Source organism: Candidatus Palauibacter soopunensis (assembly GCF_947581735.1).
Lineage (GTDB): Bacteria > Gemmatimonadota > Gemmatimonadetes > Palauibacterales > Palauibacteraceae > Palauibacter > Palauibacter soopunensis.
Genome location: NZ_CANPVT010000036.1, coordinates 37,544 through 61,886 on the forward strand (window position 1 = coordinate 37,544; position 24,343 = coordinate 61,886).

Consider the following 24,343-nt stretch of genomic DNA (forward strand, 5'->3'; position numbering starts at 1 on the left):
TTGGTGGCGACTACCGGCCGACACTACTATATCGCTCGTACGTACTTCACCCTGTCCACAGAATAAGGGTTCAACTCCCGAACGGAGTCGGCGAATGTTCTCGTGCCACCATTGCCTCCGGGCCGCCGCCCTCTTGCTGCTCGTACCGCTGCTCGCACCCCCGCCCGCCGCGGCCCAGGAGGAGGAGAAGAAGGACCCCGACCGGGGTCTCCCCCTCGAGCCGGCGCGCTGGGCCCGCTTCACGACGAGCGAGGGGACCTGGATCTCGCTCGACGTGAGTCCGGACGGCGAGACGATCGTGTTCGACCTGCTGGGCGACCTCTACCGCATGCCCATTACGGGCGGCGAGGCGACGCGGCTCACGAGCGGCCTGCCGCACGACATGCAGCCGCGCTTCAGCCCGGACGGGTCGCGGATCGTCTTCGTCTCGGACCGAAGCGGCGACGAGAACGTGTGGCTCATCGACGCGGAGGGGGGCGAGCCGACGCAACTCAGCAAGGGGATCGGGAGCGTCTTCCTCTCGCCGGAGTGGATGCCGGACGGCAAGTACGTCGTCGTCTCGCGTTCGCGGGCGTTCTTCGGACTGGAGAAGCTCTGGCTCTATCACGTGGACGGCGGCACCGGCCTCGAGATGGTGGGCGGGAGCGGGGCGCAGCGCATGCTCGGCGCGGCGGTCGACGCCGAGGGGCGCTACGTCTGGTACGCGCAGCGCCTCGGCACCTGGCAGTACAACGCGATCTTCCCCCAGTACCAGCTCTGGGTCTACGACCGCCGGACGGGGACGCGGACGCCGATGACGAACCGGTACGGATCGGCCTTCCGGCCGGCCCTCTCCCCCGACGGCGAACTCCTTGCGTACGCCAGCCGGGAAGACGCGGACACGGGGATCCGGCTGCGCGAGCTGGACTCGGGAGAGGAGCGCTGGCTCGCCTACCCGGTGCAGCGCGACGACCAGGAGTCGACGGCGTCGATGGACGTGCATCCGGGCTACACCTTCACGCCCGACTCCGAGGCGCTCGTCATCTCCTACGGCGGCGGGATCTGGCGCGTGCCGGTTGACGGGAGCGACCCGACGGAGATCCCGTTCACGGTCAACGCGGAGGTCGCGATCGGTCCGGAGGTCGAGTTCGAATACCCGATCGAAGACACGCCGACCTTCGTCGTGAAGCAGATCCGCAACACGCGGCCATCGCCGGACGGCGCGCGGGTCGCCTTCACCGCGCTCGACCGGCTCTACGTCGCCGACCTTCCCGACGGGACGCCACGCCGCCTCACGGAGGGCGAAGTCGGAGAGTATCACCCGGTGTGGTCTCCCGATGGGCGTTCGGTGGCCTACGTGACTTGGGACGATGACGCGGGCGAGGGCCACATCCGCCGCGTGTCCGCGGAGGGCGGCGCGAGCACGAACCTCACGCGCGAGCCCGCCTACTACCAGCAGCCTGCCTGGTCTCCCGATGGCGGGCGCATCGTGGCGATCCGTTCGTCGCGCCGGAACGTGCAGGAGGCGGTCGACCCCTTCATCGGCTTCGGGCTCGACTCGGAGTTCGTGTGGGTCCCAGCCGAGGGCGGAGCCCTGACCCGAATCGGACCGACGGGCGGACGCCGGCAACCGCACTTCACCGCGGACCCGGACCGCATCTACTACTACGGCTTCGCGCGCGCCGACGCGGTGCCCGGGTCGCCGAGTCCACCCAGCGCGACGACCGCGCTCTCCTCCGCCCGCTGGGACGATACGGACCGGCGGCAGCACCTGGCGGTGACGGCCCGGGCGAACCTCGACGCGGGCGGCGTGCCGGCGGCGTACGAGCGGTACGAGCGCTCGCCGCAGTCGGACCTTCCCATGCCGCGGACGCACGACGACGACCAGCCGCGCGAACTCATCCTGCGGCTGGGGGCCGGGTCCGTCGTCATGGCGCCGCAGGGCGATCTCGCGCTCGCCCACGTCGGCGACGATCTGTACGCCGTGACGGTGCCGGACCTCGGCGCCACGCTGCCGAGGGTCGACGTCGCCAAGCCGGACTCGGCGGGCGTCCCCGCGTGGAAGCTCAACGACCTCGGGGCCGAGTTCCCGGTGTGGGGCGCGGACGGCCGCACGGTCCACTGGTCGCTGGGCAACGCCCTCTTCACGTACGACCTCGACGCGGCGCTCGCGGACACGGCCTACACGCCGGCGGAGCGGCAGATCGAGGTCACGGCCGAGCGCGACATCCCGCGCGGGACCGTGATCCTCCGCGGCGGACGCGCGATCACCATGAACGGCGACGAGATCGTCGACAACGCCGACATCGTGATCACGGACAACCGCATCGCGTCGGTGCGGGCGGGGCCCGGCGAGGTGCCCGAGGGCGCGCAGGTCATCGACATCGGCGGCAAGACCGTCGTCCCCGGGTTCGTGGACACGCACGCGCACATGTGGAACCTGTGGGACTTCCACTGGGCGCGGCCGTGGATCTACCAGGCGAACCTCGCCTACGGGGTTACGACGACCCGCGACCCGCAGACGGCGACGACCGACGTCCTCTCGTACGAGGACATGGTGCGGGCGGGCCGGATGGTGGGGCCGCGCGTCTATCACACGGGCCCAGGCGTCTTCCAGTTCGACTTCGTCCGCAGCTACGAGCACGCGCTCGACGTCCTGCGGAAATACAGCCAGTACTACGACACGAAGACGTTCAAGATGTACATGTCGGGCAACCGGCGTCAGCGGCAGTGGCTCATCATGGCGGCGCGCGAACTCGGCCTCATGCCGACGACGGAAGGCGGCCTCGAGTACCGCCTCAACATGACGCACGCCATGGACGGATATCCGGGGATCGAACACTCGATGCCGATCGTGCCGGCGTACAACGATGTCGTCCAACTGTTCGCGACCTCCGGGACCGTGAACTCCCCCACCCTCCTCGTCTCCTACGGGGGGCCGTGGGCGGAGAACTACTTCTACACGCGCTGGGACATCTTCGGCGACGAGAAGCTGACGCACTTCACGCCGAAGCGGGAACTCGACATCAAGGCGCGGCGCCTGGGGCTCTTCACGGGGCCGGGGCCGGGCGGCTGGTTCCACGAGGACGAATACGCCTTCCCGAAGCACGCGGCGTGGCTCGCGGACCTGGTGGAGGGCGGCGGGAACACCGGCGTCGGCAGCCACGGCCAGTTGCAGGGCCTCGGCTACCACTGGGAGCTGTGGGCGCTGCAGAGCGGCGGCATGGACGAGCACGACGCGCTGCGCGCCGCGACGCTCATGGGGGCCGAAGCGATCGGCCTCGGCGGCGATCTGGGCTCCATCGAACCCGGCAAGCTGGCGGACCTCGTGATCCTCGACGCGGACCCGCTCGCGAACATCCGGAACACGAACGCGATCGACATGGTGATGATGAACGGGCGACTCTACGACGGCGACACGCTCGACGAACTGTGGCCGAGACAACGGCCGGCTCCGAACGAACCGTGGAGGGATACGGCGCCCGCGGTAAGCGCCGGCGTCCGGGGAGGTGACCGATGAGCCCCCGCGATAGGCTGGCACGGATCGGGAGGGCGGCGGCGCTGGCCGCGCTGATCGCTTCGGTGACCGGGGTTCCGGCGGCGGCCCAGGTGGTGTTCGGCCCGGGCGGCCCGGGAAACCGCGACCCGCTCCCTCTGCGCGGCGCCCGCAAGGCCACGTTCACGGCCACGGAGGGCACGTGGATGTCGCTCGACGTGAGTCCGGACGGGACGACGATCGTGTTCGACCTCCTCGGCGATCTCTATACGATGCCGATCGAGGGCGGAAAGGCGTCGCCCCTCCTCACGGGCATGGCGTACGAGACGCAGCCCCGCTTCAGCCCGGACGGCGAGGCGGTGGCCTTCATCTCCGACCGCAGCGGGGGCGACGCGCTGTGGACCCTGCGCCTCGACCTCACGGACACCACCCGGGTGGCCGGCGGCGGGTCCAGCCTCATGCTGTCGCCCGCATGGAGCCCCGACGGCGTCTATATCGTGGCCAGCCGCTCGAACGGCCTCGGCGGGGTGGCGCAGCTCGCCATGTACCACGCCGAGCGCGGGTCGCCGCTGCCGCTGCCGGGATCCCCCCAGCAGAAGCGGATCGGCGCGGCGTTCAGCCCGGACGGCCGCTACATCTGGTACGCGGGGGGGTCCGGCGACTGGACGTACAACGCGGTGCTGCCGCTCTACCAGCTCTACCGCTACGACCGCGAGACGGGCACGACGACGACCATGACCCGCCGGTACGGGTCCGCGTTCCGCCCGGCGATCTCGCCCGACGGCCGCTGGCTCGTATACGGCACCCGCTACAACGCGGAGACCGGGCTGCGGAAGCGCGACCTCGAGACGGGCGAGGAAAGCTGGCTCGCCTATCCCGTGCAGCGGGACGAGCAGGAATCGCGGGCGCCGCTCGACCTCCTGCCGGGCTACGCCTTCGTGCCCGACGGCTCGGCGATCGTCGTTTCCTACGGGGGCAGGATCTGGAACGTCCCCATGGACGGAGGCGAACCCGCGGAGATTCCGTTCGAGGCGGAAGTCGAACTCGATGTCGGCCCGCGGGTGTCGTTCGAGTATCAGATCGACACCACGGCGATGGTCACCGCCAGCCAGATCCGGAGCCCCGTCGTCGGGCCCGATGGCGAACAGGTGGTGTTCACGGCCTTCGACCGCCTCTGGATCCGCGACCTGCCCGACGGCGAGGCGCGCCGCCTCACGGAGGGCGATGCGGGCGAGTTCCACCCGCAGTGGTCGCCCGATGGCCGCTGGATCGCCTACACGACGTGGGACGACACCGACGGCGGCCACATCATGAAGGTGGCCGCGGAGGGCGGCGAGCCGATCCGGCTCTCGGCCACGGCGGCCCTCTACTACAACGTAGCGTGGTCGCCCGACGGCGGGCGGATCGTCGCCTCGCGCGGCGCCGCGCGTCAGCTCAAGGAGGCGGCGGGCGCGTTCTTCGGGCCCATCGGCGGCGAGTTCGTGTGGGTGCCGGCGGCGGGACCGGAGCCGGCGGACGCCGAGGTCATCTCACCCACGGGACTCCGCGACGTGCCGCACTTCGCGGCGGACGACCCGGACCGGATCTACGCCTACAGCCCGGTGGAGGGGCTGGTGTCCTTCCGCTGGGACGGCACGGACGTGAAGCGGCATCTGATCGTGCGCGGGCGCCAGGGCCTCGCCGGCATCGGCGACCCGCACCCCAACGAGTGGGAGTTCCTGCCCCGGCGCGTCTTCCCGTGGCGGCAGGGCCCCGATCCCACGGACCCCGACCCTCCGGCCGAGCCGGGCGGACCGACGCCGGCGGGCCTGATCATGCTCTCTCCCGAGGGGGACCGCGCCTTCGTTCAGTTCGGGCGGGATCTCTATGTGGTGGATGTGGCCGAGATCGGAGAGCAGCCGCCGACGATCATGCTCATTACGCTGGATTCCGCTCCGTTGCCGATCCGAAAGGTTACGGACGTGGGCGGAGAGTTCCCTTCGTGGGCGCCGGACGGCGGCGCCCTCCACTGGGCCCTGGGGAATGTCCTGTTCACCTACGACCTGGACCACGTCGAGGCCGAGGAGGAGGAAGAGGAGGTCACGGCCCGCGCGCGCGCCCTCCTGCGCGTGAGAGCGGCGGCGATCACCGACACGCTCGCGGACAAGCGGGCGGAGGCGGACAGCCTCGAGAGCGCCGACGAGGAGGTGCCGGAGGAGCTGGAGGACGAGATCACGCGGCTCCAGGCCGACTCCGTGCAGGTCGTGGCCGACTCCCTGCTGGCCCGCGCCGACTCGATCCGGCAGGCCGCGGAGGAGGTGGCCGCAAAATCCGCCGCGGTACGCGCGGGCGACGAGGAGGTCCTCGCCGACACGACGGAGACGTACGAGGCGCACGAGCGCAGGATCGAGGCGAAGCTGCCGCGCGACTTCCCGCGCGGCACGGTCGCGCTCTCGGGCGCGCGGATCCTGACGATGACGGAGGTCCCCGACGAGGCCGCGAGCGACACCACGGGAGCCCCGGCCGACACGGCGGGCGCGGATCCGCCCGAACCCGAGGCGGCGCCCTCCGACACGGCTGCGGCGGCGGCCGGCGAGGAGGAGGAGCCGAAGGAACCCGCCATGAAACCGCGCATCATCGAGAACGGCGTGGTGCTCGTGACGGACAACCGCATCGTCGCCGTGGGTCCGGCCGACTCCGTCGAGGTCCCGGACAGCGCCACGGTGATCGACGTGAGCGGCAAGACGCTCGTGCCCGGCTTCATCGACACCCACTACCACGCGCAGTGGCTCGTGCCGGAGGTCCATCCGGAAGAGGTGTGGCAGTACCTCGCGACGCTGTCCTACGGCGTCACGACGACGCGTGACCCGCAGACCGCCACGACCGACATCCTGAGCTACACCGACCGGGTGCGGACCGGCGGCATGACCGGCCCGCGCATCTACTCGACGGGACCGGGCGTGTTCGCGGGCGAGAACCTCCGCAACGCGGACCACGCGAAGACCATCCTGCGGCGCTACGCGGAGTACTTCGACACGAAGACGCTCAAGATGTACATGACGGGCAACCGCCAGCAGCGCCAGTGGATCATCCAGGCGGCGCGCGACCTCGAACTCATGCCCACGACCGAGGGCGGGCTCGACTACAAGATCGACATCACGCACGCGATCGACGGATACCCGGGCATCGAGCACAACCTGCCGATCGCGCCGATCTATTCCGACGTGGTCGAGCTGTTCAAGACGTCGGAGACGACGAACAGCCCGACGCTGCTCGTCTCATACGGCGGCCCGTTCGGAGAGAACTACTTCTACACCCACGAGGACGTGCTGGGTGACGAGAAACTCGCGACGTTCGTGCCCAAGGCGAACATCGACGCGCGGGCGAGGCGGCGCGGGCCCGGCGCGGGCGGGAGCCCCGGAGAAGGCGGCTGGTTCCTCGAGGAGGAGTACGTCTTCGCGCGTCACGGCGAGTTCGTGAAGAAGATGCTCGAAGAAGACGCCCGCATGGCCGTGGGGAGCCACGGACAGATCCAGGGCGTCGGGTACCACTGGGAGCTGTGGGCGATGGCGGCCGGCGGCGCGTCGAACTTCGACATGCTCCGGGCGGCGACGATCCTCGGCGCCGAGGCGATCGGATTCGGGGATCAGCTCGGGAGCATCGAGGAGGGCAAGCTCGCGGACATCGTCGTCCTCAACTCGAACCCGCTCGACGACCTGCGGAACACGGTCGACATCCGCTACGTGATGAAGGATGGACGGCTGTACGACGGGATGACCCTCGACGAGATCCATCCCGAGGCGCGGACACTCGAGCGGCAGCGGCCGGCGGAGGAGAACGCCGCCGGCGCCGCCGCCGGGATCCGCGGGAACTAGCGGGCGTTCAGCGCATGTAGCAGGGGACGGCGTTGGCGGCGGCCCACGGGTGCACGATCCGGAGGGCGAGTCCGCCGGCGCCGTCGTCCTGCCACTGGACCTGCAACCCCTTGAGCGCTCGCTGAGCCCCGGCCTGCGGATCACCGATGGGGGAGACCTCGTACGGGCCCGCGATGGTCCCGGTCCGGGCCGAGAACAGGTAGTCGCGGAGCGCGCCGCGGTTGGTTCCGCCCGGCCCGGCGGCCGTCTGGTCGAGCCCTTCGGCCAGGAGTTCCACGGCCGCGAAGCCGCCCGCCGCGTGGTAGCCCGGCGTCGTTCCGTGCGCCGCCTCGTAGCGGCCGACGAAGGTCGCGTTGTCCGCGATGAACCCGGACGTCTCAATGGCCGGGTGCCACGGCGAGTTGCCGGCGACGCACCGCGCGGCCTGCCCCACGTCTTCGGCGAAGTGCTGCTGGCCGGGCCCGATGATCAGGCTCATGAGGACCGGCCGGTAGCCCACGGCGGGTGCCGCGGCCGCGAAGCCGGCGGCATCGGCCGTGTAGCCCCCGCCGATGAAGAGGTCCGCGCCGGCGTCCCGGGCCGCGGCGGTGATCGCCCGGTGGTCCGCCGCTCCGACCTCATAGGACCGGTCCAGCACGATCTCCAGCCCGTGACGGCGGACCGCTTCGCGCACGCCCTCGACCACCGATGCCGGAAACGAGGTGTTTTCGTACACGATGGCCACGGTCTGCGCCCCGCCGAACACGGCCACCTCCACGGAACCCTGCAGGTAGGCCGGTCCGGGCGTCAGCAACTGGACGCTCCACTGCCGCTGCCGCTCGGACCAGATCGAGGGCGCCGCCGCCATTGCCGCGACCATCGGCATCCCCGCGGCCTCGTTGACGGCGAGGACGGTCTCCGTGATCGGGCTGCTGTAGGGTCCCAGCAGCGCGTCGACCGCGCCGGAGGCGATGAATTCCGCGTACAGGCGCGCGCTCGCCTGGGCATCGCTCCCGTCGTCGCGAATCTCCAGTTGTACCGGCCGACCGCGAATCCCCCCCTTCTCGTTGAGGATCTCGACGGCGAGTCGATACCCCCGCACGACTTCGATCCCCTCCACGCCGTGCCGCCCGGTCTCGGAGATGGCCGCCGCCAGCGTGATCGGCGTCCCGTCCGAGCCCGGCTCCGGCCCCGTGGAGTCCGCCGGGTCGTCCACGCACCCGGCCGCGACCAGGGCCAGTGCCAGGAGGCCTGCCGCAAAGCCGGTCGTCCGACCGGCTCGATGTGCCCGATATATCCCGCTCGTGAGTCCCATGAATATCGCCTCGAAACTTGAAGACATCCCTTTAGCGCAGCTCCGTTTCGTCACCGTCCAGGGTACGGATCCTCGCCACGAGCGCGGGCTCCGGCCCCTCGTCCACTTCGAGCGCCAGGTCCAGCGACTCGAGGGTGGATCGTACCGCGGCGGGGTCCGGGTGTTCGGCCCGGAACGAGATCAGCTGCCCGCCCGGCGGCGTCGCGCGGGCCGGGTGCGGCGTCGTTCCCCAGTCGATGAAGAAAGGTACGAGGCCGTCGTGGAGGACGGACGTGAAGGCCGTGATCTCCCAGCTCAGTTCGCTGCCGTCCGGCCGGAGCCGGGAGCCGGGCCGCACCGGGCCCAGCGGCACGCCCCGGCCCGAGGCCCGCGCGACGAGCGCCGCGAGGTCCGTCCCGCGGGCCGCCCACGTGACGAGCCGGGGCTCGGCGAGTTCTTCGATCCCGAACGGCAGCGGCTCGTCCCGGGGCGGCGCTTCGGGGTCCGGACCGAGGATCTCCAGGTAGATGTCGCCCCCGAGCGAGAGGAGGTGGTTCGCGGTGCCGAGGTTCCCGTGGCGGCCGCCGAACGGGGCTTCGACGCCGAGCCGGTCGGCCACCCACGCTACCCCTTCCGCGAGGTCGGCCGTCCCCAGAAGCAGATGGTCGAGATTCGCCGGGACGGCGGGGGCGCCAGGCACACCCGGTCCGCTCCGCGGCGGTGTCGGCGGGAGCATGGCCACTTCCGTCAGCCTCCCTCGTCTTCGAGTTCGACGCCGAGCCCGTCGGCGATCCGGTTCACGAACGCATAGTAGGCGGTCACGGCGCAGATATCGTGGATCGCGCGATCATCGAAACCGTGCGCCTTCAATCCGTCGACCGCGGATCCGTGCTCGCCGCCGGGCGCGAGCGTCAGTTGCGCGGCGTAGTCGAGCATCGCCCGGTCGGCCTCGTCCAGTTCGGCCGCCGCATGATCCGTCGCGAGGGCGGCGATGAGGCGTTCGGCGTCCTCGCCGGAACCGCCGGCGCCGGCCACCTCGAGCAGACGACGGAGACCCTCTCCGTGATGGACAATTCAGTAGCGGCAGGCGTTGAGCCCCGACACGACGACCGCGATCATCTCCCTTTGAATCCGGGAGAGAGGACCCGGCCCGTACATCAGTTCGCGGTAGAGATCGTAGTGGAGCCGGATGACGCGACTATGGACGCCGTGAATGCGGATGATGTTGTCGTCGTCCGCGACGCGGTCTTCCTCGGGGATCCCCGACGGATCCGGGTAGTCGATGAAGGCCACGGTCAGTGCCCCTCGGGGCCGGGGTCGGGGCCGGGTTCGCGGCCGGCCGACAGGACGCGGGCAACTTCCTCCACGTCCTTGTCGCCCCGCCCGCTGAGACAGATGACGACGCGGTTCCCCGCCCAGCGCGCGGCTTCCCGCCGCAGGCCCGCCAGCGCGTGGGCGCTCTCGAGCGCGGGGATCAGCCCCTCGAGCCGGCAGAGGTCCCGGAAGGCGGAGAGGGCCTCCTCATCCGTCACGGATTCGTAGCGGACCTGTCCCGTCTCCTTGAGCCACGAGTGCTCCGGGCCGACGCCGGGATAGTCGAGTCCGGCCGACACGGAATGGGCGGGAACCACCTGGCCGTCCTCGTCCTGGAGCAGGTAGCTGTAGTTGCCGTGAAGCACCCCGGGTTCGCCCGCCGTGAGCGAGGCGGAGTGCCGGCCGGTCTCGACGCCGTGCCCCGCCGCCTCCACGCCGACGAGGGCGACGGACGCCTCCGCCGGGACGTCGCGGTTGCGCTCGATGAAGGGGGTGAAGATGCCGATCGCGTTCGAGCCGCCGCCGACGCAGGCGAAGACGGCATCCGGCTGCACGCCGTGCTCGGCGAGTTGCCGGACCGTCTCATCGCCGATGACGCGCTGAAAGTCGCGTACGAGCGCCGGATAGGGCGCCGGGCCCACGACAGAGCCGATGATGTAGTGTGTCGTGTCCACGTTCGTGACCCAGTCGCGGATCGCCTCGTTCGTCGCGTCCTTGAGCGTCCGGCTCCCGCTCGACACCGGGATGACCTCCGCGCCCAGCATTTCCATGCGCTCGACGTTGAGCGCCTGCCGACGCATGTCCTCCTCGCCCATGTAGACGGCGCACTCGAAGTCGAGCGCCGCGCAGGCGGTGGCCGTCGCCACGCCGTGCTGGCCCGCGCCGGTCTCGGCGATGATCCGGGCCTTGTTCATGCGCTTCGCGAGCAGCGCCTGGCCAATCGTGTTGTTGATCTTGTGGGCGCCCGTGTGGTTGAGGTCCTCGCGCTTCAGCCAAAGGTCGAGCCCGAGATCCGCCCCCAGGCGCGGCGCGCGATAGAGCGGCGTGGGTCGCCCCACGTAGTGCGCGAGGCTGGCCTCGAGGGCCTCCCGGAAGGCGGGATCGTCGCGGGCCTCGGCCCAGGCCGCGGTCAGTTCGTCGAGCGCCGGGATCAGCGTCTCGGGCACGAACTGCCCGCCGAAGTCGCCGAACCAGCCGGGGGCCGGGCTGCTCACTTCGCCACCGCCAGAAAGTCGAGGATGAGGTCGATCGACTTCTCCCCCGGGGCCCGCTCGACGCCCGAGGAGACGTCGACGATATCGGGGCGCACGTCGCGGATCGCGCGCACCACGTTTTCCGCGTTCAGCCCGCCCGCAAGTGCGAGTGCGCATCCGTCCCGCTGCAGCCCCGCCAGCCACTCGTACGGGAAGGCGGTCCCGGTCCCTCCGGGTCCGCGCGGCGAGAACCCTTCCACGAGGACCGCGTCCGCCGCCTCCCGGTACTCATCCCACCCTCGGACCAGGGCGTCGCTCGACGTGGGCCGGAGGCCCTTCCAGACATCCAACCCCTCGCCCCGCAGGCGGTCGCAGACTTCGGGCGGCTCCGCGCCGGCGAGCTGGGCGATGTGGAACCCCGCGACGTCCCGCTTGCGGAGGATCTCCGCCGGTCCCGTGTCCACGAACACGCCCACGGCGCGCGCGCCGCCCTCGAGCGCCGCCACGACCGCGGCGGCTTCCCCGGCCGTGACTTCCCTCACCCGCCCGGCAAACACCACGCCCACGTAGTCCGCTCCGGCGCGAGACGTCGCGGTGGCGTCCCGAGGCTCCCGAAGACCGCAGATCTTCACCCCGACCCGGCTCATGGCGCGCCGTCGTCGTCGATCGCGGCCTCGGCACCAGCCGGCTGCATCCGGCCGCTCCGGGGCCGCCGGGGGTGGCCGACGAGCGCCTCGACGCCCGCCGCCGGGTCGCCCGCCATCAGCCAGCCGCCCACCAGGACCGCGTCGGCGCCCGCGGACCCCGCCGCCGCCGCGTCCTCCGCGGACCGGATCCCGCTCTCCGCCACGGCCACGACATCGGCCGGAAGCCCCTCGATCAGGCTCAACGAGCGCTCGATATCCACCTCGAAGGTCGCGAGGTCCCGCGCGTTCACGCCGACGATCCGGGCCCCGGCCTGGAGCGCCCGCTCGATCTCCTCCTCGTCGTGCGCCTCCACGAGCGCTCCGAGGCCGAGGTCGTTCGCGAGTTCGAGCAGTTCACGCAGCCGGGCGTCGCGGAGCGCACGTACGATGAGGAGGATCGCATCCGCGCCCGCGGCCCGCGCCTCGTACAATTGGACGGGATCCAGCGTGAAGTCCTTGCGGAGGACGGGGACCCCCACGGCGTCCTTCGCCGACCTGAGGTCGTCCAGCGAGCCGCCGAAGTAGCGCTCGTCCGTGAGGACGGAAATCGCGGCCGCCCCCGCGGAGGCGTACACGCTCGCCACGCCCGCCGCCTGCGCGTACGGGTTGATGTCGCCGGCGGAGGGAGATCGGCGCTTGAACTCCGCGACGACGGAGACTTCCCCGGGCCGGCGCAGAGACGCCTCGAAACCCCGCGGGGGCCGAGCTTCATCCGCCTGCGCGCGAATCGCGCTCCGGAACAACTGGAGGCGCGCGACCTCTTCCCGCTTTGCCGCGAGGATCTCTTCGAGAATCGTTTTGGATGCCATGGGCGCCAAGCTGCGACCGCCGGTATCCCGCCGCAAAACCTCGCCGCCGGCCGCGGTCCGCGTGGAAGGTTGCGCTTCGGTGCATGTTCGGGTATACTTCGGTAACCTTTCGGCCCCCGCAAGGGTCTGCGGTGGGCCGCGCAGTGCGGAAGCGCGAGCGGAGTGAGAAACGATGGCGCTTACGAAGCGACAGCGCGAGATGCTGGACTTCCTCGAGGGCTTCATACGGTTCCGCGGGTATTCGCCGAGCTTCGAGGAGATCGCGGAGGAGTTCGGCTACCGCTCGCTCGCGACGGTGCACGAGCACCTCCAGAACCTGCAGGCGAAGGGGTATATCCGAAAAAACTACAACGAGAGTCGATCGGTCGAACTGGTGGAGGGAAAAATCCAGGTCGCCGCGGTCGAACTGCCGCTGTACGGCAACGTGGCGGCGGGTCAGCCCATAGAGGTCATCCAGGAGCAGGAGACCGTCTCCGTTCCCGAAGACATGATCGCGGGTTCCCTGAGCGAACACTATGTGCTCCGGGTCCGCGGCGATTCGATGATCGACGAACAGATCCGCGACGGCGACTACGTCATCGTCCAGTCGCGCGAGACGGCGCACAACGGCGAAATGGTGATCGCCCTCGTCGAGGGCGAGAACGCCACCATGAAGAAGTTCTACCTGGAGCAGGAGCGCGTTCGGCTTCAGCCCGCGAATCCGGCGCTCGCGCCGATGTACCTGCACCCATCGCAGGTGACGATCCAGGGCGTCGTGATCGGCGTGATCCGGCGCTACTGACGCCCGGACGAAAAAACCTCACTGCAGTTGACGGAGGACCGCTCTCGACTCCCCGAGAGTTCCCGTCCCGACGGCCACCCACCTCCCACCAAAAACCGTCGGGGCGGAGGTTCCCGTCTCCGGAACTCGCCGCTACAACACGTCCCGCCCCAGAAGCGGGCGTACGTACTCCTCGACGAATGCCGAAAGCAGCCGGTCGGGGGCGATGCGCTCGAGATCCGCGAGCGAGTGCCCCGGCCACGTGTGCGCCTTCCGGTTCAGCGTACGACGGGCGAATCCGAGACGGCCGCCCGCATTCGTCCAACTGGAACCGGACAGACGAAGCTGGTGGGCCCTGAGGATGACGAGCGCGCTCAGGAACCGGCAGAGCGTGGCCCCGCCGTTGACGCGGGCCGTGAACTCGTGGGAGAGCGTGACCGGAGAACTGCCCATGGCGGTGGCCAGCGCTCCGACGCTGTGAACCGGGTCGCTTCCCGCTTGCCGCAAGCTGTGGACCAGGGCGCGGCGAAGAGCCGGCGGCAGTGCGGAGCGGCGGATTCTATCGGCCAGCTGCACCAATGCCGTGGTCTCGCAGGCGGCCTCGATTCGGGAGCGAAGCCGAGCGGCGGGATCGTCGAACCAGACCAGAGCGGAGCAGCGCGTGGAGGCCAGCAGCTTCGCGGCATCCGCGTCGCGGTCCGTGACGAGAATGACCGGCACCCATGGCATCTCCCGCTCGAGTCGAGCGAGGAGACCGATCCTCTCGCGCAGAAAACGTGTGTGGCAGCCGACGACGACGCAGTCGAGGCGGCCGCGGTCGTACTCGAGGTGGCCGTGGTCGCAGTCGAGGCGGCTGTGGTCGCAACCGGGGTCCGCAGCGAGTTCCTCGGCGTTTTCCACGACCTGAACGTCGCCGTCGACCGCCCGCCTTATCCTGTCCGCATCACGAGGCGTATCCGCGAAGACCCGGATCATTTCGGCCGACTCCTCCCCGGTGCCCTTCCCACTTCATGCCGCCGACTACCCGCTGGACCCGTTCGGAGTTCCGCTGCCCGCCGTGGACCGCCAAGCTGCGGCAGGGCCCGTCAAAGGCTGGAAGCGAGAGCCGCCGCCCCGACGGTTTTTTTGGTGGGAGGTGGGTGGCCGTCGAGACGGCGACTCTCGCTGCCTTCAAAGATGGGGACCGTCCGGCAGCCGGGAAGGGACAAAATCCGCCAATGTGGGACGATTCTTGCCGAAAGCGGACGAAATCATCCTGCGACCTCGTCCGGAAACGGACGGAACTCGGTCATAGCCGCCGTTGGGCACCGTCGCGCCCGAGGCCAGCACGAACCTGGATGAATCGGCTACTGCGTCGAGGCTCGCGCCACGCACCTCCAGCGGCGCGGCGCTCGTCGCAGGCTCGACGGCGCCGTTCGAGCAGGCGCCGAACCATGGCGAGCGGAATCCACATCGACAGCCGGGGGGGCTTTCTCATTCCGGGTTCCTCCCTACCAACGCTGGCGTCGCCGAACGCCGTGTCCGCTCGGGCGCCGGCGCCATTGAAGCACCGCAACAGATGCGGCGACCGCGATGACTCCGACCCAGATGGTTTTGGCCACGTTCCTCATTTGTCCCCCTCCGTTCGGCGCAGGCTCGCAGGGTTAAGCTCGGAGGTCGCCGGAGAGCCGGTAAGGGACAACATCGATGAATAGGGGACGATATTTGCCGAAAGGGGACACAATCATCCTGCGACCGACTCCGCAGCCTCGCGGGCCGGCTTCCAGGCTACGAATCGACGGGGTCAGACCGTCGGTCGAAACGTCTGCAGGGATCGAACGTGCGCCTCGGCCGCGCCGGAATCGATGGATTGCTCGGCGGCGGCGACGCCGGCGGCCAGGGTGTCCACGTCGCCCGCGACCCAGAAGGCGGCGGCGGCGTTGAGCACGACGGCCGCGCGGCCGGCCCCGGCTTCGTCGCCGCCGATCACGCGCCGGACTCGTTCCGCGTTCTCCTCCGGTTCGCCTCCGGCCAGATCGCCGGGTGCGTACTCGGGCCAGCCGAAGTCGGACGGCGCAACCTCGAACTCGGACAGCGTCCCGTTCTCGATGCGGAAGACCCGGGTCGGGCCGAGGGGGCTCAGTTCGTCCATACCGGGCTCGCCGTGGACGACGAGCGCGCGCTCGTGGCCGAGTTCGAGGAGGGTGTCGGCGACGAGGCGCTGAAGATCGGGGTGGGCGACGCCGACGACCTGCCGCCGCACGCCCGCGGGGTTCGCGAGCGGGCCGAGCAGGTTCATGATCGTCGTCACGCCGAGCGCGGCGCGGACGGGGCCCACATGCCGCATGGCCGGATGGTGGGCCGGCGCGAACATGAACACGAACCCGGTCTCCTCGAACATCCGCTTCTCGTCCTCGGGAGGAAGTTCGATGGGGATCCCGAGCATCTCGAGCACATCGGCGCTGCCACACTTCGAGGTGAACGAACGGTTGCCGTGCTTCGCGATGCGGACGCCGCCGGCCGCGGCAACGAATGCGGCCGCGGTCGAGATGTTGAACGTGGTCAGCGTGCCCCCGCCCGTCCCGCAGGTGTCGATGATGCGGTCGTCGTCCAGGAGGAGCGGAATCATGGCCTTCCGGAGCGCGCGGACGCCGCCGGCGACCTCGGCGGCCGTTTCCCCGCGCATCCTGAGCGCCGCGAGGAGCGCGGCCATCTCGGCCTGCGTGGCCTCGCCGCTCATGAAGCGGTCAAACGTGGCTTCGGCGGCGGCGGCATCCAGGGTCTCTCCGGAGAGGACGCGCCGGATCGTGTTCGTCACCTGGTTTCCTCCTGGTTTCCCGTTGTCGGCTGGAAGTCGCTAATCTTCGCGCATGTCAGATGCCGCGGCCCCGCGCGCCCGTTTCCGGGCCACGATCGAGTACGATGGGACCTCCTTCCACGGATCCCAACTACAGCCCGGGGTGCGCACCGTCCAGCGCGAGGTGGAGGAGGCGCTCGGGAAACTCTTCGATCAGCCGGTCCGAATCGACCTCGCCGGCCGCACGGACGCCGGGGTTCACGCGACGGCGCAGGAGATCGCGTTCGGCGGGCCGCCCGCCTGGAGTGCGGAGGAGCTGGCCCGGGCGCTCGGGGCCTGTCTTCCCGACGACATCGCGGTCCGGAAGGCGAGGAACGCGGCGGACGATTTTCATCCGCGCTTCGACGCCGAGGGGCGCCGCTACCGGTATGTCATCGCGGAAGGCGGCCGGAGGCGGCCGTTCCTGCGCGACCGCGCATGGATCCCGCGGTGGCCGCTGGACCGCGACGCGCTCGCCCGGCTTGCGGGGGCGATCCCCGGGGAACGGTCGTTCGAGCGCTTTGCCCGCGCCGGGCAGCCCGAGCGCGGGACGCGCTGCCGGGTCGCGAGCGCGGCCTGGTGCTTCGACCCCCCGCCTTTCGTCTCCTTCGAGATCGTCGCCGACCGCTTCCTCCACCACATGGTGCGCTACCTCGTGGGGACCTCCGTGGAAATCGCCGCGGGGCGCCGTCCGTCCGAAGACTTCGAGCGACTGTTGGTGGGAGAAGCCGCATCGAGACCGGTCTTCCCCGCTCCGCCGGGCGGGCTCTACCTGACGGGCGTTCGGTACGGCGGCGAATGGAATTCCGGCCCCGGGATCCCCTGGCTCCCGGCCGAAGGGCATCGAACGTGAACCCTGCGGGGTGGTTCGGCGTACAGTTATCGTGTGGCCTGAAGATCTCACGAGCGACATGAGGTGGCGGAGTCCATGAACGAGGGAAATCGGGTCAGGAGACTGCTGGCGTCGGCCGCGCGCGTGTTCGTCGCGGCCACGGTCCTGATCTTTGCCGGCCTCGGAGTGGGGGCGCTCGTCACCACACTGGGGAACGGGCCGCCGCCGGAGGAGGAGAGCCGGCCCGCGACCAATCCGTTCGCCCGCACCTCCCTGGCGGACCCCGCGAACCGGACCGCGCCTCAGTCGGTGGCCGAGATATCGGGCGCCCGGCGGACGCCCACCGTCATCGCCGCGGTCCGTGTTCTCCCCTCCGTCGTGAGTCTTCGGACCGAGCGGACCGTCCAGTCGCAGGACATGTTCGCTCGCTTCTTCAACCGCGGAGGCCGTTCGCGGGTCGAGGCCGGCCTGGGTTCCGGATTCGCCATCGATGACGCGGGCACCATCGTCACGAACGCGCACGTCGTGAGCGGCGCGGACCGCATCGAGGTGGTGGACCGCGACGGACAGCGGTTCGAGGCCGAAGTGGTGGGCTTCGACGAACTCACCGACCTCGCCGTCGTGAGGGTCCCCCCCGGCCGCGTGCCCGCGGCTCCGCTGGGCACGTCCTCGAATCTCCTCATCGGGGAGCCCGCGGTGGCACTCGGGAATCCGTCGGGCTACGCCCTCCGCAACACCGAGGCGACGGTCACGTCAGGCGTGGTCAGCGGCGTGGGACGCGACATCCAGGCGCCGGGCGGCGAGGAGGTGCTCTACGCCGACATGATCCAGACCGACGCGTCGATCAACCCGGGCAATTCGGGCGGTCCGCTCGCGAACGCGGACGGCGACGTCATCGGCGTGAACAGTTCGATCTTCTCGCGCTCCGGCGGGTCGGAGGGGATGGGCTTCGCGATCCCCATCGATCGGGCGCTCGTCGTCGCCTCCGAACTCCTCCAGTTCGGGCGCGTGCGCCGGCCGTGGGCGGGACTGCAGGTGCTCACCGACCGGCCCGACCCCGAATCCGTGTTCGGCCGGCCGCTCGTCGTCGAGGTCCTGGAGGGGACGCCGGCGGACGACGCGGGACTGCGGGCGGGGGACGAGATCGTGACCCTCAACGGGCGCGTCATCAACCACGACCTCGACTGGCAGGTGGGCCTGGTGGACGCCGGAGTGGGATCGACCGTGGACGTGACCTTCCAGAGGGGGGGAAGTGAACTCCAGGCGCGATTCCGGCTGGACGAGCTGCCGACGGGGCGGGCCGAGCGCATCGAGGTGCTCGCGGGGCTCCGGCTGATCACGGTCACGTCCCAGATCCAGCAGGAACTCAACCTCCGCGTCGACGCCGGCGCGCTCATCGCCTCGGTCGGCGACGAGGCCCGCGGGACGAGGCTCCGCGAAGGCGACGTCATCCTCAGCATCAACCGCAACGAGGTGCGCTCCGCCGAGGACGCGGGCGAACTCTTCGAGTACTACGCGCGATCCGGCGACGGTTCCGTCCAGCTCTACATCGCGCGCGGGACGGAGATCGGATACCTCCGGCCCTTCCGCGTCCGCTGACCCACCGGCGCACGGCCGGGGCCGGAGCCGCCTCGGCGGGGGCCGGAGCGCCCGGAGATTGGTCCCCGGGACTTTTGCGCGGGGCGGTCATGGGCTAGACTGCGACCTTACGGCGACCGAGGTCGCCCCGGGAGGGCCGCTGGATCCGGACTGCGCGCCTGATGGCGGAACGTCACTACCCACATCCTCTCATCGACCGCTACGCCTCGAGCGAGATGGCGGCGATCTTCTCCCCTCGCATGCAGGCGCTTGTCTGGCGCGACCTGTGGATTGCGCTCGCGGAGGAAGAACGGGCGCTCGGCGTCGAGATTCCGAACGACGCCATCGTCGCGATGCACGCGGCGCGGGAGCAGATCGACCTCGACCGGATCGCCGTCATCGAGCGCGACCTCCGTCACGATGTGATGGCGCACGTGCATCACTTCGGCGAGGTCGCCCCGGAGGCCCGGAAATACATCCACCTCGGCGCGACGAGCGCCTTCGTGGGCGACAACCACGGCCTCATCCAGCATCAGCAGGGTCTCGACATCGTGCGCGACCGGCTGCTGGGGACGATCGAGGACCTCGCGGCCTTCGCCCGCGAGCAGGCCGCCGAGCCGACGCTCGGCTACACGCACCTCCAGCCGGCCCAGCCCACCACCATCGGGAAGCGCGCCTGCCTCTGGCTCCAGGATCTCCTCTTCGACCTCGAGCAGATCGAGGCCGTGCGGGCGGAACTCCGCTTCCGGGGCGCGCGGGGCACGACGGGGACGGAGGCGACGTTCCTCGAGTTGTTCGACGGGGACGGGGAGAAGGTGGACCGGCTCAACGAGCGGCTCGCGGCGCGTTTCGGCTTCGCCGGCACCTATGATGTCATCGGCCAGACGTACCCGCGGAAGGTCGACCACCGGGCGCTCGCGGTGCTCGCCGGCATCGGCGCCTCGACGGCGCGCTTCGGGCACGACATCCGGATCCTGCAGGCGTTCGGCGAGATCGAGGAGCCGTTCGGGAAGCACCAGATCGGCTCGTCGGCGATGCCGTACAAGCGCAACCCGATGCGGAGCGAGCGGATCTGCGCGCTGGCGCGGCACCTCTGCACGCTGGAACTCGACGCGTCGTGGACCGCCTCCGTGCAGTGGTTCGAGCGCACGCTCGACGACTCCGCCAACCGCCGCATCTCGCTCCCCGAAGGCTACCTGTCGGCGGACGCGCTCCTCATCCTGGCGCGCAACGTGAGCGCGGGGCTCGTCGTGCACCCGGCCGTCGTGGCGCGCCGGCTGGGCCGGGCGCTCCCGTTCATGGTCACCGAGGAGATCCTCATCGCGGGCGTGCGGAGGGGCGGCGACCGGCAGGACCTGCACGAACGGGTGCGGGGGCACGCGCTGGCCGCGCGCGAACGGCTCGACGAGGGCGCGGAGGACAACGACTTTTTCGCGCGCATCGCCGACGATGGCGCCTTTGGGCTCGGCATGGAGGATCTCCGCGCGCTCGCCGACCCGCACCGGCTCGTCGGCCGCTCCGCCCGCCAGGTGGAGCGCTTCCTGACCACGAGGATCGACCCGCTGTTCGAAGCCGCGGACGCGCCGCGGCCCGCCGAGGAGGTCCGGGTATGACGCGGCGTTCCCGCGGGAACGCAACCGGACCCGAACCCGTGACCCTTGAAGGGACACTCGAAAGGACACCATGACACAGACCACGCTCGGCGCTGACGCGCCGGCCGCGCTGCACGACATCGACCTGCCGCTGCCGCTTCTCCGCAAGGGGAAGGTGCGCTCGATGTACGACCTCGACGACCGCATCCTGATGGTCGCCAGCGACCGCATCAGCGCCTTCGACTGCGTGATCCCGAATCCGATCCCGCACAAGGGGGCCGTGCTCACGCAACTCTCCGCGTTCTGGTTCGACCGCACGACGGACATCGTGGGCAACCACCGCGTCGCGAGCGATCCGGCGGCCATCGCCGAGGCGGTGCCGGAACTCGCGGGCACGGCCGATACGTGGGGACATCGCGCCATGCTGGTCGAGAAGGCGCGGCCTCTGCCCGTCGAGTGCATCGTGCGGGGCTTCATCTCCGGCTCCGCGTGGAAGGAGTACAGCCGCCACGGGACGCTGGCGGGCGAACCGCTCCCGGAGGGTCTGCAGGAGTCGGAGGAGTATCCGGAACCCATCTTCTCGCCGTCGACGAAGGCCGAGCAGGGGCTCCACGACGAGAACATCACCTTCGACCGGATGTGCGACATCGTCGGGGCGGAACTCGCGGCGGAACTGCGCGACATCAGCCTCGCGCTCTACGCCGCGGGCCGCGACACGCTCCGCGAGCGCGGCATCATCCTCGCCGACACGAAGTACGAGTTCGGGCGCGGGGCGGACGGGCGCATCATCCTCATCGACGAGGTGATGACCCCTGATTCCTCCCGCTTCTGGCCCGCGGCTTCGTACCGGATCGGAGGCGGCCAGCCCTCGCTCGACAAGCAGCCGGTTCGCGACCACCTGCAGGAGATCGTCGGGCGCGGGGAATGGGACAAGACGCCGCCGGCTCCGGCGCTCCCGGAGGAGGTCATCCGCACGACCTCGGAGCGCTACCTGGAGGCCTTCCGGCGCATCGCGGGCCACGAACTCTACGAGGCGCCCGCATGAGCCGGGTCTGGTCCGTGGATGTCCGGGTCACGCCGCGGGAGGGGATCCTCGATCCGGCGGGGGAAACGATCCGCCGGGCGCTCGGGAACCTCGGGTACGAGGGCGTCCACTCGGTGCGCGCCGGGCGGCTGATCCGTCTCGAGGTCGAAGCCGACGGAGCGGAGGCCGCCAGGGCTTCCACGGAGAAGATGTGCGAACAACTGATCGCGAACCCGATTATCGAAGACTACGTCGTGCGCGTGCGGGAGGGGTGAACGGATGACGGTGGGGATGGAGGCAGGGATGAAGGTGGGGATGAAGGTGGGGATCGTGCGGTTCCCGGGCTCGAACTGCGACGCGGACGTATACCGGGCCGTGACGGAGGGGCTGGGCGAGAGCGCCACCTATTTGTGGCACAAGTCGACGGACCTCGACGGCGTGGATGTTGTCGTGCTGCCGGGCGGGTTCTCGTACGGAGACTACCTGAGGGCGGGGGCCATCGCCCGCTTCAGCCCGATCATGGGCGAAGTCATCGACTTTGCGCGCTCCGGCGGGCTCACGCTCGGGATCTGCAACGGTTTCCAGGTGCTGTGCGAGGCGCACCTCCTCCCGGGGGCCCTCGTCCGCAACCGGAACCTCCGCTTCCGCTGCCACGGCGTCGGGCTTCGGGTGGAGAACGCCGGGACGCCGTTCACGTCGGCCTATGCCGAGGGCGACCTGCTCCACATCCCGATCGCGCACGGCGAGGGCCAGTTCGTCGCCGAAGCCGCGACGCTCGACGAACTCGAGGCGGAGAACCGGGTCGTGTTCCGCTACGTCGACCGGGGCGGGCAGGCGACGGACGCCGCGAACCCCAACGGCTCGGCGCGGAACATCGCCGGGATCGCGAACGCGGAGGGGAACATCCTGGGGCTCATGCCGCACCCGGAGCGCCACTCGCTCTCCGTCCTCGGCAACACGGACGGGCTCGGCGTGTTCCAGTCGCTGCTCGCGGCCGTGGCCCGCGGGAGGGGACGCCCGAGCGCCCACGCGCCGCCGGAGGCGCCGGAATTCGCGGCCGGAGCAGTGGCGGGGGCGGGGGTGTCGTCATGACCCGGGCCTCGCTCGAACGCGTGCAGGCCCGGCCGGGCGATCCGGTGATGAGCGCCGCCCTCGTCGCGGAGCACGGGCTGAGCCCGGAGGAGTGGGAGCAGATCCTCGGTTTCATGGGGCGGGAACCCACCTTCACGGAACTCGGCGTGTTCAGCGCCATGTGGTCGGAACACTGCGGCTACAAGAACTCGCGGCCCCTGCTGCGGACGCTGCCTACGGAGAGCGCCGCCGTCGTCCAGGGCCCGGGGGAGAACGCCGGGGTCATCGACGTGGGCGGCGGATGGGGCGTCGCATTCAAGATCGAGTCCCACAACCATCCCTCGGCCGTAGAACCCTACCAGGGCGCGGCGACGGGGTCGGGCGGGATCCTGCGCGACGTGTTCACGATGGGGGCGCGGCCAATCGCCATCTTCGACAGCCTCCACTTCGGGTCACTCGACTCGCCGCAGTCGCGCTACCTGTTCGATGGGGTCGTGCGCGGGGTCGGCGACTACGGCAACTGCGTCGGGGTCCCCACGGTGGGGGGCGAGGCGATCTTCGACCCGGCCTACGAGCGAAACCCGCTCATCAACGTGATGTGCATCGGTGTCCTCCCGCTCGAGCGCCTCATCCGGGGCGAGGCGGAGGGCGTCGGCAATCCCGTGATGGCCGTCGGCGCCCGCACGGGGCGGGACGGGATCCACGGGGCGACGTTCGCGTCGGAGGAACTCGACGAGGAAGCCGTCGACAGCCGGCCGCAGGTGCAGGTGGGCGATCCGTTCACGGAGAAACTGCTGCTCGAGGCGAGTCTCGAACTCATCGAGCGTGACCTCCTCGTCGGGATCCAGGACATGGGAGCGGCGGGGCTGACCTCGAGCGGTACGGAGATGGCGGCGCGCTCGGGCTCCGGGATCGACATCGACGTGGCGTACCTCCCCGTCCGGGAGGAGGGGATGACGCCCTACGAGATGCTCCTCTCGGAGTCGCAGGAGCGGATGCTCCTCGTCGCGAAGCCCGAACACGAGGGGGCGGTGCGCGAGGTGCTGGAGCGCTGGGACCTGCAGGCGGCGACGATCGGACAGGTGACGGACGACGGGATGTTCCGCGTGCGCGAAGACGGGGTCGTGCGCGTCGAGATCCCGGTGAAGCCGCTGGTGGACGATTGTCCGACGTACGTCCGCGAGGGGGTCATGAGCCCGGCCGTGGCCGAAGCCCGCTCCGCGGACCTCGGCCCGTACGCCTCCTTCGAGTCGGACCGGGACGTGGATGCGGCGCTGCGGACGCTGCTCGACGCCCCCTCTATCGCATCGCGGCGCTGGATCTACGAGCAGTACGACACCACGGTGCAGACGAACACGCTCGAGGGACCGGGTTCCGACGCGGCCGTGCTGCGGCTGCCGGCCGATGGGCGCGCGCTCGCGGCCTCGACGGACGGGAACGGGCGGCACACCTGGCTCGACCCGCGCACGGGGGGCCGCGCGGCGGTCGCCGAGGCGGCGCGTAACGTGGCCTGCTCGGGGGCGCGCCCGCTCGCCGTGACGAACTGCCTGAACTTCGGCAGCCCGCTGCGGCCGGAGGTGTATTTTCAGCTCGCGGGGGCGGTCGAGGGGATGGGAGAGGCGTGCCGCGCGCTGCGCACGCCGGTGACGGGCGGCAACGTATCGCTCTACAACGAGACGGGCGGCCAGCCGGTCTACCCCACGCCGGTCATCGGCATGCTGGGCGTGATCGAGGATCTCGAACGACGCGTCCCCTCGGCGTTCCAGCGCGAAGGCGACGAGATCTGGGTCGCCGGCGTGACCCGCGACGAGATCGGCGGGTCCGAGTATCTCGCGGCCTGCCACGGCCTCGTCGCCGGCCTGCCGCCGGCCCTGGAGCTGGGAGAGGCGGCGGCGCTGGTCGACTTTCTCGTCGAGGGAGCGGCGGACGGGGCGTTCGCGTCGGCGCACGATTGCTCGGACGGAGGGCTTGCGGTCGCGCTTGCGGAGTGCGCGGTGGGGGCGGCGGGCGGGCCGCTCGGCTGCACGGTCGATCTCGACGCGGCGCCCGCCGGGGCGGACGTGTCGG

The 24,343-nt window shown here is 70.5% G+C and carries 19 protein-coding genes; 10 read left to right on the plus strand and 9 right to left on the minus strand.

Translation table 11 applies throughout. From position 1 onward, the window contains the following. Positions 1-94 precede the first annotated feature (94 nt). On the plus strand, positions 95-3,499 hold the full coding sequence (locus RN901_RS10135) for an amidohydrolase family protein (protein WP_310758159.1): 3,405 nt from the start codon (positions 95-97) through the stop codon (positions 3,497-3,499). After that, positions 3,496-7,329, plus strand: coding sequence for an amidohydrolase family protein (locus RN901_RS10140; protein ID WP_310758160.1), 3,834 nt, complete (start codon positions 3,496-3,498; stop codon positions 7,327-7,329). The genes RN901_RS10135 and RN901_RS10140 overlap by 4 nt, the downstream gene beginning before the upstream one ends. Before the next feature lie 7 nt (positions 7,330-7,336). Here the strand turns inward: RN901_RS10140 and RN901_RS10145 are convergent, their stop codons facing one another. Genes RN901_RS10145 through trpC form a run of 7 tightly spaced genes read right to left on the minus strand, consistent with a single transcriptional unit; the run spans position 7,337 to position 12,604 of the window. Beyond that, positions 7,337-8,623 (minus strand): ABC transporter substrate-binding protein, encoded by a 1,287-nt coding sequence (locus tag RN901_RS10145; RefSeq protein ID WP_310758161.1) that lies wholly within the window; start codon positions 8,621-8,623, stop codon positions 7,337-7,339. A 31-nt stretch (positions 8,624-8,654) separates the two neighbouring features. Beyond that, positions 8,655-9,302, minus strand: a complete 648-nt coding sequence (locus RN901_RS10150; protein ID WP_310758162.1) for a VOC family protein — start codon at positions 9,300-9,302, stop codon at positions 8,655-8,657. 47 nt (positions 9,303-9,349) lie between these two features. Then, the gene (locus RN901_RS10155) at positions 9,350-9,637 is read right to left on the minus strand and encodes a hypothetical protein (protein ID WP_310758163.1); all 288 of its coding nucleotides are present in this window, start codon (positions 9,635-9,637) and stop codon (positions 9,350-9,352) included. 39 nt (positions 9,638-9,676) lie between these two features. Beyond that, positions 9,677-9,895 (minus strand): hypothetical protein, encoded by a 219-nt coding sequence (locus tag RN901_RS10160; RefSeq protein ID WP_310758164.1) that lies wholly within the window; start codon positions 9,893-9,895, stop codon positions 9,677-9,679. Positions 9,896-9,897: 2 nt separating this feature from the next. After that, positions 9,898-11,130: a tryptophan synthase subunit beta gene (gene trpB, locus RN901_RS10165; RefSeq protein WP_310758165.1), complete on the minus strand. Its 1,233-nt coding sequence runs from the start codon at positions 11,128-11,130 to the stop codon at positions 9,898-9,900. Then, positions 11,127-11,756 (minus strand): phosphoribosylanthranilate isomerase, encoded by a 630-nt coding sequence (locus RN901_RS10170; RefSeq protein WP_310758166.1) that lies wholly within the window; start codon positions 11,754-11,756, stop codon positions 11,127-11,129. The genes trpB and RN901_RS10170 overlap by 4 nt, the downstream gene beginning before the upstream one ends. Next, entirely contained in the window at positions 11,753-12,604 is an 852-nt protein-coding gene (gene trpC, locus RN901_RS10175; RefSeq protein ID WP_310758167.1) for an indole-3-glycerol phosphate synthase TrpC, read from the minus strand. The genes RN901_RS10170 and trpC overlap by 4 nt, the downstream gene beginning before the upstream one ends. A gap of 172 nt (positions 12,605-12,776) precedes the next feature. On the opposite strand from trpC, the gene lexA reads away from it, so the two are divergent. Next, on the plus strand, positions 12,777-13,385 hold the full coding sequence (gene lexA / locus RN901_RS10180) for a transcriptional repressor LexA (RefSeq protein ID WP_310758168.1): 609 nt from the start codon (positions 12,777-12,779) through the stop codon (positions 13,383-13,385). Between the two features lie 132 nt (positions 13,386-13,517). On the opposite strand, the gene RN901_RS10185 is transcribed toward lexA, so the two are convergent. After that, positions 13,518-14,339: a hypothetical protein gene (locus RN901_RS10185; RefSeq protein WP_310758169.1), complete on the minus strand. Its 822-nt coding sequence runs from the start codon at positions 14,337-14,339 to the stop codon at positions 13,518-13,520. An 808-nt stretch (positions 14,340-15,147) separates the two neighbouring features. Continuing rightward, positions 15,148-16,161, minus strand: a complete 1,014-nt coding sequence (gene trpD, locus RN901_RS10190; protein WP_310758171.1) for an anthranilate phosphoribosyltransferase — start codon at positions 16,159-16,161, stop codon at positions 15,148-15,150. A gap of 52 nt (positions 16,162-16,213) precedes the next feature. Here trpD and truA point away from each other — a divergent pair, with 52 nt between their 5' ends. The 7 genes from truA to purL form a co-directional block, all read left to right on the plus strand. Further along, complete coding sequence (gene truA / locus RN901_RS10195; RefSeq protein ID WP_310758172.1) at positions 16,214-17,032, plus strand: tRNA pseudouridine(38-40) synthase TruA; 819 nt, start codon at positions 16,214-16,216, stop codon at positions 17,030-17,032. A 75-nt stretch (positions 17,033-17,107) separates the two neighbouring features. Further along, positions 17,108-18,610 carry a trypsin-like peptidase domain-containing protein gene (locus RN901_RS10200; RefSeq protein ID WP_310758173.1) on the plus strand — a complete coding sequence of 501 codons (1,503 nt, stop codon included), beginning with the start codon at positions 17,108-17,110 and terminating at the stop codon, positions 18,608-18,610. 161 nt (positions 18,611-18,771) lie between these two features. Beyond that, positions 18,772-20,202 (plus strand): adenylosuccinate lyase, encoded by a 1,431-nt coding sequence (gene purB / locus RN901_RS10205; RefSeq protein WP_310758174.1) that lies wholly within the window; start codon positions 18,772-18,774, stop codon positions 20,200-20,202. Between the two features lie 70 nt (positions 20,203-20,272). Further along, the gene (locus RN901_RS10210; protein WP_310758175.1) at positions 20,273-21,226 is read left to right on the plus strand and encodes a phosphoribosylaminoimidazolesuccinocarboxamide synthase; all 954 of its coding nucleotides are present in this window, start codon (positions 20,273-20,275) and stop codon (positions 21,224-21,226) included. Then, entirely contained in the window at positions 21,223-21,480 is a 258-nt protein-coding gene (purS, locus tag RN901_RS10215) for a phosphoribosylformylglycinamidine synthase subunit PurS (protein ID WP_310758176.1), read from the plus strand. The genes RN901_RS10210 and purS overlap by 4 nt, the downstream gene beginning before the upstream one ends. A gap of 40 nt (positions 21,481-21,520) precedes the next feature. Then, a complete protein-coding gene (purQ, locus tag RN901_RS10220) occupies positions 21,521-22,297 on the plus strand; it encodes a phosphoribosylformylglycinamidine synthase subunit PurQ (protein WP_345782380.1) in 777 nt (258 codons plus the stop codon). After that, positions 22,294-24,343 (plus strand): phosphoribosylformylglycinamidine synthase subunit PurL (gene purL / locus RN901_RS10225; RefSeq protein ID WP_310758178.1); only part of this gene is annotated, 2,050 nt, incomplete at its 3' end. The genes purQ and purL, both read left to right, overlap by 4 nt.

Bases quoted from the DNA above. Each gene is read 5' to 3' on its own strand.
- purB (WP_310758174.1), top strand. From the start codon at position 18,772: ATGGCGGAACGTCACTACCCACATCCTCTCATCGACCGCTACGCCTCG.
- RN901_RS10170 (WP_310758166.1), bottom strand. From the start codon at position 11,756: ATGAGCCGGGTCGGGGTGAAGATCTGCGGTCTTCGGGAGCCTCGGGAC.
- truA (WP_310758172.1), top strand. From the start codon at position 16,214: ATGTCAGATGCCGCGGCCCCGCGCGCCCGTTTCCGGGCCACGATCGAG.
- RN901_RS10135 (WP_310758159.1), top strand. From the start codon at position 95: ATGTTCTCGTGCCACCATTGCCTCCGGGCCGCCGCCCTCTTGCTGCTC.
- purQ (WP_345782380.1), top strand. From the start codon at position 21,521: ATGAAGGTGGGGATCGTGCGGTTCCCGGGCTCGAACTGCGACGCGGAC.
- RN901_RS10140 (WP_310758160.1), top strand. From the start codon at position 3,496: ATGAGCCCCCGCGATAGGCTGGCACGGATCGGGAGGGCGGCGGCGCTG.
- RN901_RS10185 (WP_310758169.1), bottom strand. From the start codon at position 14,339: ATGATCCGGGTCTTCGCGGATACGCCTCGTGATGCGGACAGGATAAGG.
- purS (WP_310758176.1), top strand. From the start codon at position 21,223: ATGAGCCGGGTCTGGTCCGTGGATGTCCGGGTCACGCCGCGGGAGGGG.
- trpC (WP_310758167.1), bottom strand. From the start codon at position 12,604: ATGGCATCCAAAACGATTCTCGAAGAGATCCTCGCGGCAAAGCGGGAA.
- lexA (WP_310758168.1), top strand. From the start codon at position 12,777: ATGGCGCTTACGAAGCGACAGCGCGAGATGCTGGACTTCCTCGAGGGC.
- RN901_RS10210 (WP_310758175.1), top strand. From the start codon at position 20,273: ATGACACAGACCACGCTCGGCGCTGACGCGCCGGCCGCGCTGCACGAC.
- RN901_RS10200 (WP_310758173.1), top strand. From the start codon at position 17,108: ATGAACGAGGGAAATCGGGTCAGGAGACTGCTGGCGTCGGCCGCGCGC.
- RN901_RS10145 (WP_310758161.1), bottom strand. From the start codon at position 8,623: ATGGGACTCACGAGCGGGATATATCGGGCACATCGAGCCGGTCGGACG.